A 14,776-nucleotide genomic window follows, 5' to 3' on the forward strand; every position below is an offset into this window, starting at 1 on the left:
CGATGAACGAATTACTCGCTTCTCAACAGGTAGTGGTGGCCGGTCTTGGATTGACCGGTCAGTCTGTTGTGCGCTTTTTATCTGCCACTGGCGCTACCGTTAAAGTGTGGGATACTCGCGCAAACGCCGTGGTTCCAGAAAGCATTACGCAACCTGTAACTTTGGGTGAGTTGCCTCCTGGTTATTGGGAAGGCGTAGACACTTTGGTATTGAGTCCGGGTATCTCGCCGTCTCATGCGTCGGTGAAAAGCGCAAAACTAGCCGGAGTGGAAGTGATCGGTGACGTGGAGCTGTTCGCTCGCCTGCAGCGTATCCCGGCATTTGGTATCACCGGCTCGAATGGTAAAACCACCGTAACCTTATTGCTCACCCATATTCTAAACCAAGCAGGTCTGAAAGCCTGTGCGGCAGGAAATGTGGGTCGCCCGGTGCTGGAAACTGTGGGCGAGGAATGGGATTTTCTGATACTCGAATTATCAAGCTTTCAGCTCGAAACCACCTCCTCACTGAATCTGCTAGGTGCCACCATTTTAAACGTGACTGACGATCATCTCGACCGTCACGGTACGATGGCGGAGTACGCCGCCGCCAAACAGCGTATTTTTGCCCATTGTGAACACGCGGTGGTGTGGCAAGGCCACGAAGAAACCTATCCAGCTGCAAAGGTAGCGAAGCAGACAGCATTCCAGGCACAGTCCTCAGCGAAAGATTTTGGTTTGACCGACAATTACATTACCTGGCAGGGTAAGCCTGTCCTTGATATGGCGTCGGTTAAACTGGTGGGCAGTCACAATGTGCTGAACATTCAGGCGGCACTGTCACTGGCATTGGTTGCCGGGTTAAAAATCGACACCGCCTGTGAAGCGGTGAAATCCTTCGAGCCTGCACCGCATCGCTGTGTAGAAATTGCCAATACCAATGGTGTGCGCTGGATTGACGATTCCAAGGCAACCAATGTGGGCGCGACCCTGGCGGCCCTTGAAGGATTAGGGGGCACTAAAACCGGCAAGCTTATTCTGATTGCGGGTGGTGACGGAAAAGGGGCTGATCTTACAGCGCTTAAAGCCCCCTTCAATCGCTACGTGGATTTAGTCATTACCATTGGTAAAGATGGTAAAGCGATTAGCGAGCTAGTGCCGGGTTCTCAATATTTACCTGATCTACCCAGTGCGGTGAAGCTTGCTGCTCAGCAGGCCGAACCTGGCGACATGGTGCTACTTTCGCCAGCCTGTGCCAGTATTGATATGTTCGACAACTACGCCCATCGCGCGAAAGTGTTTGCCGATGCAATCATGGAGGTCACCGCAAAATGAGTGAGGCGGCCACCAAATTGTCAGATATTTTTGCTCAGCGCCACGGTGAGGCGAAGTCGGCTTCACCATATGATACCGGTTTATTACTGGTGGCGATTGCCCTGGCTACGCTGGGTCTGGTAGTGGTGACGTCGGCGTCTATGCCGGTGGCAGACCGTCTTTATGGCAATCCGTTTTACTTCTCCATTCGACACGGTATTTACCTGTTATTTGCATTGCTTACTGCGGGCGTAGTGATACAGATCCCCATGAGTTTCTGGCGCAAAGTGAATCCCTGGTTGCTGCTTGCGGCTATAGGTATGCTGCTGGCGGTACTTGCGGTGGGGCGGTCAATTAACGGCAGTACCCGCTGGATTGTGATTGGCCCCCTTACGTTACAACCCGCGGAACCGGCTAAACTTTTTTTCTTCACTTATCTCGCCGGGTATCTGGTACGCCGGTATGAGGAGGTAACGGAAAACATCAAAGGGTTCTTAAAGCCTCTGGTTGTTTTCTTTGTGGTCGCTATTTTACTGCTGCTGCAACCCGACTTCGGAACTGTGGTGGTGATGTTTACCACTACCATGGGCTTGCTGTTTCTTGCCGGGGCGCGGCTTTGGCAGTTCTTCGCCATTGTCTTTGTGGGTTTGCTGGCCATCGTATTCCTGATCGTGTTCGAGGAATACCGTATGCGCCGGGTAACTTCATTTCTTGACCCTTGGGCAGACCCTTTCGGTAGCGGTTATCAGTTAACGCAGTCTCTTATGGCTTATGGCCGCGGCAGTTGGCTGGGGCAGGGCTTGGGCAACAGTTATCAAAAGCTGGAATTTTTAACCCAGGCGCACTCCGATTTTATAATGGCGATTCTGGCCGAAGAACTCGGCTTTGTAGGCGTATTAGCGGTACTCGCGCTTATTCTATATCTGGTTGTTAAGGCACTTAAAATTGGTAATCACGCATTAGCGAAGCAGCGACCTTTTGAAGGATACCTTGCTTATAGCATTGGCATTTGGCTGAGTTTCCAAACCGCGGTAAACATTGGTGCCAGTGCGGGTATTCTGCCCACCAAAGGATTAACGCTGCCCCTCATTAGTTACGGGGGGACAAGCCTAATTGTCATGATGGTAGCCATTGCCATGCTGATGCGAATCGATTTTGAATTACGTGTCGATGGTGTACAAGCCATTGAACGTAAAAACCAACGTAAGAAGCAGCAAAGAATCAAAAAAGCTGAAGACAATACAGCAGATAAAGAAACCCAGCAGAAGAGTAAGGATGATATTCGCGCCATGCTGAAAGATGTAGAGCAGGAGGCGCAGTATGACTAAGCGTTGCCTGATTATGGCGGGTGGTACCGGTGGACATGTGTTTCCCGGGCTAGCGGTGGCCCATGCGCTGAAAGCAAAAGGCTGGGACGTACACTGGCTGGGTACCGCAGAAAGAATGGAAGCACAGTTGGTACCAGAACATGGTTTTCCGATCCACTTCATTCATGTGAAGGGGTTGCGTGGTAAAGGCTTATCAGCCCGTGTTAGCGGCGTCATGGCACTGCTTAAAGGCATGGGAGAAGCGCGAAAACTGATGGGGCAGCTGAAACCCGATCTGGTGGTTGGCTTTGGCGGCTACGCCAGTGGCCCTGGCGGTGTTGCTGCCTGGTTACGTGGTATTCCGCTGATGATTCACGAGCAGAACGCCGCTGCTGGTATGACTAACCGTATGCTGGGTAAACTGGCAAAGCGGATCATGTTGGGATTCGGCAATGCCCGCGGTGGCTTTGAGGGGGCCGCGTCTAAATGTATGACGGTTGGCAATCCGGTTCGAAAAGAGATTGTCGCCCTGGCAGATAAAACTGAAACCCACTCACCTCTGCGCATGCTGGTGATTGGCGGCAGCCTCGGTGCGAAAGCGCTGAACGAGGGCGTGCCAGCGGTGTGCAAAAACCTGTATGGCCTGACAATCCGTCATCAGGCAGGCAAAGGCAATACCGAATCGGTGCGTGCTGCTTATGCATCGGGCAGTGTGGACGTACAGGTAAGCGATTTTATCGCAGACATGGCAGCTGCCTATGCATGGGCCGACTGTATAGTTTGTCGCGCGGGTGCATTGACGGTGGCAGAGGTTGCTGCTGCAGGGTTACCTGCGGTATTTGTTCCTTTGCCCCATGCCGTGGACGACCACCAAACTAAAAATGCCCGCTCATTGGTCGATGAGGGCGCCGCGGTGTTATTGCCGCAAACAAAATTAGAAAGCGGGTTGGGCAAAGTGCTGGAAGGCTGGCTGCGTCAACCTCAATCGTGCCTGAATATGGGGAAAAAAGCCCGTCAGGCGGCGATCATAAATGCAACACAGCAGGTCGTAGAACAATGCGAACTGCTGACAGGAGAGAAAGCCTGATGGTAGGTGAAAAACCATTCCAGAGCCCGCAAATGCGCAAAGTAAAACGCATTTTCTTCATCGGTATCGGTGGCGCGGGAATGGGCGGTATTGCAGAAGTACTACTCAATGAAACATACGATATTGCCGGGTCTGATATTCAGGCTGGTGCGATGACTGCGCGCTTGGAAGAACTGGGCGCGGAGATATTTATCGGCCATCACGAAGATAACGTGGTGGGCGCCGATGTCGTGGTGGTATCCAGTGCTATTAACGAGGCAAACCCGGAAATTCGTTATGCCCGGGAACATCGTATTCCCATTATTCGCCGCGCTGAGATGCTGGCCGAATTGATGCGTTTCCGTCATGGAATTGCCATCGCGGGTACGCACGGGAAAACCACAACTACCAGTTTGATTTCCACTATCTTCGCCGAAGCTGGCTGGGACCCGACGTTTGTGATTGGTGGCCTGCTTAACAGTGCTGGCACTAATGCCCGTTTGGGTAAAAGTCGCTATCTGATTGCTGAAGCTGACGAAAGCGATGCGTCTTTCCTGCATCTTCAACCTATGGTCTCCGTGGTCACGAATATTGAGCCGGACCACATGGGCACCTATGAAGGTGACTTCAACAAGATGAAAGACACCTATATCGAATTCCTGCACAACTTGCCGTTTTATGGTCAGGCTATCTTGTGTGGCGATGATGAGGTGATTCAGTCTCTACGTCCGCGCATTGGGCGAAACATTCTGACCTACGGCCTTGATGCCGCTAATGATGTGCGGGCCGAAAACGTGCAGCTACGTTTCGGTCAGGCTGAGTTCGATGTGGTTCGCCCTGACATGCCGGCTCTTCGAGTTACCTTGAATCTCACCGGTATGCATAACGTGCTGAACGCGCTGGCAGCAATCGCAGTTGCTACCGATGAAGGTGTGGACGATGAATCCATAGTCAAAGCGCTTAAAGGTTTTGGCGGTATAGGTCGTCGTTTTGAAGTGCTGGGTGAGTTTTCTACCAGTAAGGGTGATGTATGCCTGGTGGATGACTACGGTCACCATCCGACAGAGGTAAAAGCCACCATCGCCGCAGCGAGAACGAACTGGCCAGATAAGCGACTGGTGATGGTGTATCAGCCTCACAGATACACCCGCACAAGAGATTTATACGAAGACTTTGTTGATGTTTTATCTCAGGTCGATGTGTTATTGCTGCTCGACGTTTACGCGGCCAGCGAGCAGCCCATTGACGGTGCCGACAGTAAAGCATTGTGCCGGTCGATTCGTCTGCGAGGACAAGTGGAACCGATTTACGTTGGTGAGCCGGATTCACTGGCCGATATCCTTGCCAGTGTGATGCAGGAAAACGACGTGATCATGACCCAGGGAGCAGGTAATATCGGCCAGATTGCCAGAAAATTGGCAAATTCAGAATTAGAACCAAAAAAATTTCAACGTGAGTGGCAGTAATGTTTGAGCAGGCAGATGTTCAGAAATTTGGTCGTGTAGCGGTCATGTTTGGCGGTGAATCCGCCGAGCGCGCTGTGTCTCTTAGGTCGGGCGAAGCGGTATTTAATGCCCTTTTAAGACAGGGGGTAAATGCGTATGTATTCGACCCTGCGGAAAGGCAACTAACTGAATTAGTTGATGAAAAAACCGATCGTGTATTAATCATGTTACATGGTCGCGGCGGAGAAGACGGCGCAATGCAGGGTGCGCTGCAGCACCTGAAAATACCATACACTGGCAGTGGCGTGTTGGGATCTGCATTGGCAATGGACAAGATCCACACCAAGCAAATCTGGCAAACCCTTGGATTATCTACGGCAAAATATCAAATTGCTGACAAAAGTGACTTTGAAGCTGGATCATGCGCGGCTATAATGATGGAATTGGGGAATGAAGTCATGGTCAAGCCCGCCCGAGAAGGTTCCAGTATCGGGATGGCGAGAGTGACAAGCGCTAAACAACTAGAAACTGCCGTTCAGGACGCCTTTAAGTACGATAATCAGGTCCTGTTAGAGCAGTACATCGATGGCCCCGAGTTCACTGTCTCTGTTTTGCAGGGCAGGGCATTGCCGTCGATCCGCATGTCTACCCCCCATAACTTTTATGATTACGCGGCAAAGTATCAAGACGATACCACCGTGTATCACTGTCCCAGTGGTCTGTCACAAGACAGAGAAGCTGAGCTGGCAGCGCTTTCGCTTCGTGCGTTTAAAGCGTTGTCGTGCAGCGGCTGGGGTCGCATCGATGTTATGCAAGCTGCTGACGGAACGTTTTATTTGCTTGAGGCAAATACGGTTCCAGGTATGACTGAAAAGAGTCTGGTACCGAAAGCAGCCAAAGTGGCTGGCCTGAGTTTTGATGAACTGACGCTGGAAATTCTAGCAACCAGTTTAACTGAGCATGAGGCGTAAACCTGCATGACTGAAGTAAGACACAAACAGATCCGATTCTGGTCCGGCGTAGCGTTTCTGCTGGCAGTGATTACCGGTCTGATTGTGGGCGGCGTGAAAATTCAGGAATACCTGCAGGACGCCCAGCGGGCACCGGTTCAGGTAGTGGATTTTTCCGGCGATTTCAGTCATGTGAACGTTACCCGGCTTGAGCGTTTGATCAGGCAGTCGCAGCCCGGCAGTTTTTTTGCCCTCGATGTGAACGAAGTATACAAGCTGGTAGAGGCGCAGCCTTGGGTTTATCGCGCATCGGTTCGCAAACAGTGGCCGAATACGCTGAAGATTTACCTGGTTGAGCAACAGCCCGTGGCACAGTGGAATGATGATTTTTTGCTGAATCCTTACGGTGAAACTTTTAACGCCAGTGCAGATGACTTAGGTCTGCCAAAGTTATTTGGTCCCGGTGGTAGTGAGAAAACGGCATTGGAAGGTTACAACGCCATGCAGTCACTATTAGCAACAACGGCGATGCCGATTGCTGAAATGTCACTGAGCGAGCGCTTCGCCTGGCAGATACAGCTTGAAAATGGCATAGAATTGAATCTGGGCCGACAGGAATTTATCGATCGTTTGCAGCGATTTATTGATGTTTATCCGCTGCTGGCGAAGCAACCCAAAGCGGTGAAGTACGTGGATTTACGTTATGACACCGGGCTGGCAGTAGGCTGGCAGGAAGCGGAAGATGAAAAAAGTTAATGAGAGAGTTTAAAAATACCATGTCAAAAACTGCTGAACGCAATCTGATTGTCGGACTGGATATCGGAACCAGCAAAGTGAAAGCCGTTGTCGGTGAATTGCTGGCAGACGATCAGATCAGTATTGTAGGCGTTGGTACCCATAATGCGCAGGGCATGGACAAAGGCGGCGTAAACGATCTCAATTTGGTGGTTAAGTCAGTACAAAGTGCAGTCAGTGAAATGGAACTGATGGCAGATTGTCAGGTTTCTTCGGTGTTTATGTCGATTTCAGGTCGCCATGTGAAATGCCAGAACGAAAGTGGCATGGTACCGATTAACAATCAGGAAGTGACGCAGGAAGACGTAGACAACGTGATCCACGCTGCCCGTTCAGTGCCGATTGCATCAGAACGTCGTTTGCTTCACGTGCTGCCGCAGGAATTTACCATTGATGTGCAGGAAGGAATTAAAAACCCGGTTGGCATGTCAGGCGTAAGAATGGAAGCCGAAGCGCATATCATCACCTGTGCGGATGATATGGCCAAGAATTTGGTGAAGTGTATTGAGCGTTGTGATCTGAGTTCAGATCAGCTTATTTTCTCAGCGCTGGCATCAAGTTACGCGGTTCTTACCGACGATGAACGTGAACTGGGCGTATGTGTAGTGGATATCGGTGGCGGAACCATGGATATTGTCATTTACACCGACGGCGCAATTCGTCACACTGCTGTGATCCCGGTTGCGGGTAACCAGATAACCAGTGATATTGCAAAGATTTTCCGTACGCCAATCAGTAACGCGGAAGAAATTAAGGTGAATTACGCCTGTGCGCTGAAAGACATGGTCAGCATGGAAGAAAATATCGAAGTGCCCAGTGTGGGCGGTCGACCTGCCAGAGCCATGTCCAGACACACCCTGGCAGAGGTGATAGAACCTCGTTATCAGGAATTATTTGAGCTGGTGCAGAAAGAGATCCGTGCCAGTGGATTTGAAGAACAAATTGCAGCAGGGCTGGTTCTGACGGGCGGTACCGCCAAGATGGAAGGCGCTGTTGAATTTGCGGAAGAAATCTTCCAAATGCCCGTGAGAGTGGGCAAACCAATAAATATGCGCGGATTATCGGAGTATACCGATGATTCAAGCTTTGCAACCGTTGTGGGCTTGCTCCACTACGGCAAAATGCAAGCAGATAATAAAAAGACCAGTAAGCAGAAGTCCGGCGAAAGTTTCTTTCAGCGCGTGCAAAGCTGGTTTAAAGGTGAATTTTAATTTTATTTTGGGGGCGCTAAGACTCGGCATACGGTCGCATGGAGGCATCCGACCGTCGTATATGACCTGGCTTAGTGTTGTTAGACGTACCAATCCGGAGAGTAAGTATGTTTGAGTTAATGGATAGCCACGGCGAAGAAGCCGTAATTAAAGTTATCGGCGTCGGTGGCGGCGGTGGTAATGCTGTAGAACACATGGTGACACAAAATATCGAGGGTGTTGAGTTCATTGCGGTGAACACTGATGCCCAGGTACTGCGCAGTTCAAGCGCAGACGTGACACTGCAAATTGGTTCCTCTGTCACCAAAGGTTTAGGTGCAGGTGCCGATCCAAACATTGGTCGTGAAGCGGCCCATGAAGATCGCGAAACTATCCGCCAGTCTCTTGATGGCGCCGATATGGTGTTTATCGCGGCGGGTATGGGCGGTGGTACCGGAACTGGTGCAGCCCCTGAAGTTGCGCGTATCGCACGTGAAATGGGTATTCTGACCGTTGCGGTTGTCACCAAACCGTTTCCTTTCGAAGGTAAAAAGCGTACTGCTTTTGCTGACCAAGGTATTGTTGAGCTGGCGAAAAACGTTGACTCACTGATCACCATTCCTAACGAAAAACTGCTGAAAGTGATGGGCCCAGGCACACCTCTTCTGCAAGCATTCAGTGAAGCCAACAACGTACTTAGCGGTGCGGTGCAAGGTATAGCTGAACTGATCACCCGTCCTGGTCTGATTAACGTTGACTTCGCCGACGTGAAAACAGTGATGTCAGAAATGGGCAGCGCAATGATGGGTACCGGTGTGGCATCAGGTTCTGACCGTGCAGAAGAAGCTGCTGAAGCGGCAATTGCCAGCCCGCTGCTGGAAGACATCGACTTGTCTGGTGCGCGCGGTATTCTGGTGAATATTACTGCGGGTCCTGATTTCTCTATCGACGAATTCGAAACTGTGGGTAACGCGGTTAAAGCGTTTGCTTCAGAGAACGCCACTGTGGTTGTGGGTACGGTTATCGACATGGAGCTGGGTGACGAGCTGCGCGTAACGGTAGTTGCAACCGGTATTGGCGCTGAGCGCAAGCCTGATATCTCCCTGGTGAGCTCTGAAGGTTCTCGTTTGTCTTCTGCGGCCCGTGAATTTGGTACCTCGCATGCTACCGAACAGCGTAGTGTTGGCGGTACCGACGGTAATCAGGCACTGAAAGTCGAGAATGACGTTCAGCCAGGTAGCGATTTGGAGTATTTAGATATTCCAGCGTTCCTGCGTAAACAGGCTGACTAAGACTAAGCTGTTAATATCAGGAAACTTTTTTCTGATATTGTTGTCAATGTATAAGAAGTTGGTGTTTAACCAAGGCTGCGCATGACAGAAATTTGACAGACTGAACTTTAGTCTATATACTGCGCGACCGCTTTTTGAACAGGTAAAAGCAACGAAATGATTAGACAACGTACAATCAAACAATCGGTACAAGAAACCGGTATTGGTTTGCACAAAGGGGAAAAGGTCACTATGACTCTCCGGCCTGCGCCTGCGAACACAGGTATTGTGTTCCGTCGCATCGACCTGGACCCGTTTGTAGATATTCCTGCGCGTGCGAACGCTGTGGGCAATACCATGCTGTGTACGTGTGTAAACAATGAAGATGGTGTCAGCATTCACACTGTTGAACACCTTGCTTCGGCTCTGGCCGGTCTGGGCATTGACAACATCATTGTAGAAGTCGACAGCAATGAGCTGCCAATAATGGACGGAAGCGCAAGCCCGTTCGTATTTCTGCTGCAGACGGCCGGTATTGAAGAGTTAAACGCGCCGAAGCGTTTCATTCGTATTACTAAAACCGTACGCGTGGAAGATGGCGACAAGTGGGCAGAACTGCGTCCTTACGATGGTTTCCGTGTGGATTTCCGTATCGACTTCGATCACCCGGTTATCAGCCAAACAAATCAGCACATGGTTATGGACTTCGACAGCAATTCTTATGTAGACGAAGTAAGCCGTGCGCGTACTTTCGGTTTTATGCGTGATTTGGAATACATGAATGCCAACAACTTAGCGTTGGGTGGTAGCATGGAAAACGCCGTTGCGTTGGATGACTTCCGTATTCTGAACCCTGAAGGTCTTCGTTATGACGATGAATTCCTTAAGCATAAAGTTCTGGATGCAGTGGGCGACCTATACATGGGCGGTCATAGCATTATTGGTGAGTTAGCCGCGTATAAAACCGGTCACGGCCTCAACAATAAACTGTTGAACGCAGTATTGGAACAGCAAGATTGCTGGGAATACGTGACGTACGAAAACCAGGAAGAGATGCCAATTCGCTACGCAGCGCCGGTCATCGCATAAATTACTATTTTTAAAAGCCGCTTATTGAAGCGGCTTTTTTTTAATCTTCGTTACTTCTGGTTAGGTATGATCAGGAAGCGGGGGTGTATAACACCCTAACTTTAAAGCTTAAATCTGATTTATTAAGATTATAAGCCTATCTTACTGCTTCATAATTATAGGGATATACAGCAGCTTATGGAGTTCTGGCTGGCTTGTTTTGTAACATTCCACAGGGTTGTGGTGCGACGCAGTGAAATCTTATTAGCTTGTACTGCTAGCTTCTTCCTCATTTCATTACAATTTGTCTCGGCTTCACCAATCAACTCCGACAAGGTGGTTGCTTTCAGTGAGTACCATCAGCGTTTGTGGGATACCCGGAGTCACTTACCGCAAATTTCCGCAATTAGCATTGCTGAAGATCCCCGCGGCTATATTTGGGTTGCTACCGAAGGTGGATTAGCCCGTTTTGACGGCAACCATTTCGAGGTTTTTGACGGCAGCATTTCTCCGTTATTTGCCGATCCGCTATTAAGAAAAGTGTTTGTCGCGCCCGACGGTGTGGTGTGGGTGGGCACTACCGATCGTCTTATCACTATTTGTACCGATAACCATATCCGGGAAATCACATTTGCCGATAATCCGCTCGGCAGAATTGACGATATCGTATGGTTTGAAGGCGCTATTTATGCGGGCGGTGATGCCTTGTATCGTATTGATGTTTCGCACGCCGATAAATCCAATTCGCATAGCGATGAAGCGGTGACACAATTGCCAGTCACGCAGGTTACTGCACTGACGGTAAAATTTGATGAACTCTGGGTAGCAACCGATCAACGTTTACTTTCCATAGGTGACGCCCGTGTCGTACAGGAAATCGACCTCGCATCGCTCGAAGATAGAACCCATATCACTAGCATGGCCCTCTACGAAAATCGCCTTGTTCTTGGTACCACTTCAGGCTTAATGCAGCTTGATGACAATCTACAACTTTCGTCATACGAGCTTAACGCATTGGAAATACCAGACAGCATAGAGCTCACCTTTGCAGACAGCTATGGCAACCTCTGGGTGGCTGGAAACCAGCGCTTACTGCAAATTGTTAAAGATCAGCTCGTTGAAGAAATCAGTGAAATCGATGGCAAAACGGCGCCTTGGTTTGTTACCGGCTTCGAAGACCGATGGGGAGACCTGTGGTTTGGCAGTCGTACCCACGGGATTCAGCGCCTACGCTTCGATGGCACTCGCCGGTTGGGTGAGGCTGAAGGGCTCGCAGAGTCCTATGTTTGGACGTTTACTCACAGCAAAAACGGGATTTTGGTAGGCACTAACCGTGGACTGTTTCTCTATGCAAATAAGCGGTTTACGCAGGTCGTCGCAGACCAACGTTTACCCAACAAAGTCGTGTATTCGTTATTTACCGATAGTAATGAACAATACTGGGTTGGAACGCGGGCTGGTCTGGTGCTGCTGAATGCAGATTTTAGCATCAGGCAATCCTTTCCTATGCTCGACAACCATCAAATCAACAGCATTGCTGAAGGCGATGATGGTGCCGTGTGGATAGCTACATTGGGCGGTTTGTTTCGTTGGAAAGATAACGCGTTGCAGAATATGACTGCAGAATTTGAGCTAAGCACAGTGAATATTCGCTATGTGTTTGTCGACAACAAAAACACGTTGTGGGTAGGTACTGCAAGGGGCGTGTATCAGTTTACTCATGGTAAAGCGCGGTCATATACCGATGATAAAACACTTTCAGAGACCTCTGTGTCTTATATAGGTCAGCTTTCTGATGGTCGTATTGTCGTTGGCACCTTTCAGTCTGGTTTTGCAGTGAAAAACTCTGACGGTTGGCGGTGGATGACACCGGATTTATTACCCGCTGCCGGAGTGATGTTTATGGCGGAAGACAGCGACAAGTTGATCGTTTCAACATTGCGCGGTGTTTACCAAATGAGTAAACAGTCACTCACTACGGAAGGTAAACCAGATGCAAAATTGATAATTGATGATTACGGCCAGGAAGCGGATGCAGATGGGATTCGATGCTGTAATGGCGCCGGAAGTGGTAGGGGAATATTGGAAGACAATCATCTCTATCTGCCTACACTAAACAATGTTGCCAGACTTGACTTAAAACAGGCTCTCACCCGAGAGCGCCCGCTATCAACGGTGGTTGAGTCTCTGAAAACCCGCAACAAGCAGTATTTTTCTGGTGAGCCCGAATTACCCGTTGGTGTTCGCAATGTGCAATTCAGATATACCACGCCGCTGTTTTATCGAAATAGTGCGCTGACTTTTCGCTATCGGCTAGTGGGATACGATCCTGAATGGACTAACGTAGGTGAAAGACGGGAAGCTTTCTACACCAACCTGCCAAAAGGAAATTACACCTTTGAAGTGCAAAGCAGGCTAAAAGAGCAAAATCAATGGAGTGAAGGCGCGACTTTCCAGTTCAGTATTACGCCTTTCTGGTATGAACAACCTTGGATGCGATTCCTGTTCTTAATTGCTGGTATGTTAGTCCTGTGGGGATTTTTCTATGTCCGAACCATACGTTTACAGCGTGCAAAACAACGACTGGAAGATGTGGTTCAATCGCGCACCCGTGAGTTAGATGCGGCGAATCAACAGCTTGCTGAAGCAAATTCGCAGCTGAAAAAAGCCAGTCTGAGTGATGCGCTTACCGGTTTGAACAACCGCCGCTATCACGATTGCAATATCAAGACTATCCTTGATAGAGCGGAGCGGAAGCAAGGTGTATATGCCGTATTGCTCGACATTGATAATTTTAAAGCACTCAATGACACCTATGGCCACGCAGTGGGTGATGAAGTGCTGATGACGTTCAGCAAGGTCTTGCAGCAGCACGTAGCTTACAACGATCATTTAATTCGCTGGGGCGGAGAAGAATTTCTTATCATCCTGAACGGTAATGCTTCCCCTGCCGAATTTATCACTGGAATGACAAAGGCAATGCAACAAGCAACGTGGCCAGCCGCTATTGCCAAATCACCGCCAACCTGTTCTGTGGGTATTTGCTTTCATGCGCCTGTTCAACACCATAAATGGGTTTGGCAGCACACACTGGTGCTGGCAGATAAAGCTATGTATTTGGTGAAACGACAGGGTAAAGACGGTTGGCTGTTACTCTCACCAGCCGATCACGCTCGCGATGCTATTGCAGATGCAGTCATTCACCAGACACCCGATGCGTTATTGACGCAGGAGGCGCTCACAATGCGCGGCTCTGCGCACGTGATTGATGCTCTACAAGTGCTGTCGGCGGACAAGGGAGCATCCAGTGATTAGCAGCAAAAAACGACTTTGTGAGACTTTCTATCACCAAGGTATCAAAAAAAACAGCTGAGTATCTGATTGTGGTTTGTTCATTTGCTTTAACAGCGTTAAACTAACACGGATTTTCATCATGGGCTTAAAATGAAACTAACCATTTCTTTTATCGGAAAACAAAAGAGATACCGCAGAAGCATCAGTGTACGTACACTGGTGAGCTTTACTGTGCTGTCTTCTTTACTGATGTTAGTCTCTAGCCGTTCCACTGATTCTGTGTCTGAAGACATCGCCAGAATCAAACTCGCACAAGCTGCCAACGAAGCTGAAAATGTTGAAATTAGCGAATTGGCAGAAAGCACCCGCTTGCAGCTGCAAGTGCTGGCTGCGCGCCTTGCTGAGATGGACGCAACGGTGACCCAACTTGATGAACAGGGCAAATTAATTGCCGCCGAATTCGGGATGAAAGCTGAAGATTTAGAGGCTTTCAACCCAGACTCTACGCCGATAAACGTGGATAACGACCCCCTCCTTAATCAGATCGCAACGCTTCAGCAGTCCGTTACAGCAAAAAAACAACAGCTGGCAATGCTTGAAAGTCTAGTGCGGGGGCATCATATCCATGAGCAGAGTCAATTATCTGGCCGACCTATACAGTCGGGATGGTTGTCTTCTTATTACGGCATGCGCAAAGATCCCTTTACCGGCAGTCCAGCAATGCACAAAGGCCTGGATTTCGCGGGTAAAACTGGTGATGACGTGGTTTCTACTGCAGCGGGTATTATTACCTGGGCGGGAGAGCGTCATGGTTACGGCTTACTGGTAGAAATAGACCACGGCGATGGCATAGTCACGCGCTATGGGCACAACAACGCGTTGTCAGTTTCTGTTGGTGATGTGGTAACAAAAGGCCAACCGATTGCCATTATGGGCAGCACAGGCCGCTCAACCGGGGCGCATGTTCACTACGAAGTAATAAGACACGGGCAACAAATCGATCCTCTACCGTACGTCACCAAACGACGTTAGGTAGCAGCCAGAACAGGTCTGCATTTGCCAGGCCTCCAACATTATTTAGGGTGTCGGTCATGCACA

General features: G+C 49.6%; 11 protein-coding genes. All 11 read left to right on the plus strand.

All coding sequences use genetic code 11. From position 1 onward, the window contains the following. Positions 1-2 precede the first annotated feature (2 nt). The 11 genes from murD (at position 3) to ACXAFQ_RS10455 (ending at position 14,710) form a co-directional block, all read left to right on the plus strand. The gene (gene murD / locus ACXAFQ_RS10405) at positions 3-1,313 is read left to right on the plus strand and encodes a UDP-N-acetylmuramoyl-L-alanine--D-glutamate ligase (RefSeq protein WP_474821225.1); all 1,311 of its coding nucleotides are present in this window, start codon (positions 3-5) and stop codon (positions 1,311-1,313) included. After that, on the plus strand, positions 1,310-2,620 hold the full coding sequence (ftsW, locus tag ACXAFQ_RS10410; protein ID WP_474821230.1) for a cell division protein FtsW: 1,311 nt from the start codon (positions 1,310-1,312) through the stop codon (positions 2,618-2,620). The genes murD and ftsW overlap by 4 nt, the downstream gene beginning before the upstream one ends. Then, on the plus strand, positions 2,613-3,686 hold the full coding sequence (gene murG / locus ACXAFQ_RS10415; RefSeq protein ID WP_474821234.1) for an undecaprenyldiphospho-muramoylpentapeptide beta-N-acetylglucosaminyltransferase: 1,074 nt from the start codon (positions 2,613-2,615) through the stop codon (positions 3,684-3,686). Before ftsW ends, murG begins: the two co-directional genes overlap by 8 nt. After that, complete coding sequence (gene murC / locus ACXAFQ_RS10420; RefSeq protein WP_474821236.1) at positions 3,686-5,131, plus strand: UDP-N-acetylmuramate--L-alanine ligase; 1,446 nt, start codon at positions 3,686-3,688, stop codon at positions 5,129-5,131. Before murG ends, murC begins: the two co-directional genes overlap by 1 nt. Beyond that, a complete protein-coding gene (locus tag ACXAFQ_RS10425) occupies positions 5,131-6,081 on the plus strand; it encodes a D-alanine--D-alanine ligase (RefSeq protein ID WP_474821240.1) in 951 nt (316 codons plus the stop codon). Before murC ends, ACXAFQ_RS10425 begins: the two co-directional genes overlap by 1 nt. 6 nt (positions 6,082-6,087) lie before the next feature. Beyond that, entirely contained in the window at positions 6,088-6,816 is a 729-nt protein-coding gene (locus ACXAFQ_RS10430) for a cell division protein FtsQ/DivIB (protein WP_070125002.1), read from the plus strand. 20 nt (positions 6,817-6,836) lie between these two features. Beyond that, positions 6,837-8,066 (plus strand): cell division protein FtsA, encoded by a 1,230-nt coding sequence (ftsA, locus tag ACXAFQ_RS10435; protein WP_070125095.1) that lies wholly within the window; start codon positions 6,837-6,839, stop codon positions 8,064-8,066. Positions 8,067-8,173: 107 nt separating this feature from the next. Further along, positions 8,174-9,337 carry a cell division protein FtsZ gene (ftsZ, locus tag ACXAFQ_RS10440; protein ID WP_070125003.1) on the plus strand — a complete coding sequence of 388 codons (1,164 nt, stop codon included), beginning with the start codon at positions 8,174-8,176 and terminating at the stop codon, positions 9,335-9,337. A gap of 156 nt (positions 9,338-9,493) precedes the next feature. After that, entirely contained in the window at positions 9,494-10,405 is a 912-nt protein-coding gene (gene lpxC, locus ACXAFQ_RS10445) for a UDP-3-O-acyl-N-acetylglucosamine deacetylase (RefSeq protein ID WP_474821249.1), read from the plus strand. Between the two features lie 222 nt (positions 10,406-10,627). Then, positions 10,628-13,699 (plus strand): diguanylate cyclase domain-containing protein, encoded by a 3,072-nt coding sequence (locus tag ACXAFQ_RS10450; protein ID WP_474821252.1) that lies wholly within the window; start codon positions 10,628-10,630, stop codon positions 13,697-13,699. 129 nt (positions 13,700-13,828) lie between these two features. Next, positions 13,829-14,710, plus strand: coding sequence for a peptidoglycan DD-metalloendopeptidase family protein (locus tag ACXAFQ_RS10455; RefSeq protein WP_070125008.1), 882 nt, complete (start codon positions 13,829-13,831; stop codon positions 14,708-14,710). Positions 14,711-14,776: the final 66 nt, after the last annotated feature.

This window comes from Alteromonas sp. ABH2_165, from assembly GCF_056159945.1.

What these genes read in the sequence shown, in the direction of transcription:
- murD (WP_474821225.1), top strand. Translation starts at nt 3, where the DNA reads ATGAACGAATTACTCGCTTCTCAACAGGTAGTGGTGGCCGGTCTTGGA.
- ftsW (WP_474821230.1), top strand. Translation starts at nt 1,310, where the DNA reads ATGAGTGAGGCGGCCACCAAATTGTCAGATATTTTTGCTCAGCGCCAC.
- murG (WP_474821234.1), top strand. Translation starts at nt 2,613, where the DNA reads ATGACTAAGCGTTGCCTGATTATGGCGGGTGGTACCGGTGGACATGTG.
- murC (WP_474821236.1), top strand. Translation starts at nt 3,686, where the DNA reads ATGGTAGGTGAAAAACCATTCCAGAGCCCGCAAATGCGCAAAGTAAAA.
- ACXAFQ_RS10425 (WP_474821240.1), top strand. Translation starts at nt 5,131, where the DNA reads ATGTTTGAGCAGGCAGATGTTCAGAAATTTGGTCGTGTAGCGGTCATG.
- ACXAFQ_RS10430 (WP_070125002.1), top strand. Translation starts at nt 6,088, where the DNA reads ATGACTGAAGTAAGACACAAACAGATCCGATTCTGGTCCGGCGTAGCG.
- ftsA (WP_070125095.1), top strand. Translation starts at nt 6,837, where the DNA reads ATGTCAAAAACTGCTGAACGCAATCTGATTGTCGGACTGGATATCGGA.
- ftsZ (WP_070125003.1), top strand. Translation starts at nt 8,174, where the DNA reads ATGTTTGAGTTAATGGATAGCCACGGCGAAGAAGCCGTAATTAAAGTT.
- lpxC (WP_474821249.1), top strand. Translation starts at nt 9,494, where the DNA reads ATGATTAGACAACGTACAATCAAACAATCGGTACAAGAAACCGGTATT.
- ACXAFQ_RS10455 (WP_070125008.1), top strand. Translation starts at nt 13,829, where the DNA reads ATGAAACTAACCATTTCTTTTATCGGAAAACAAAAGAGATACCGCAGA.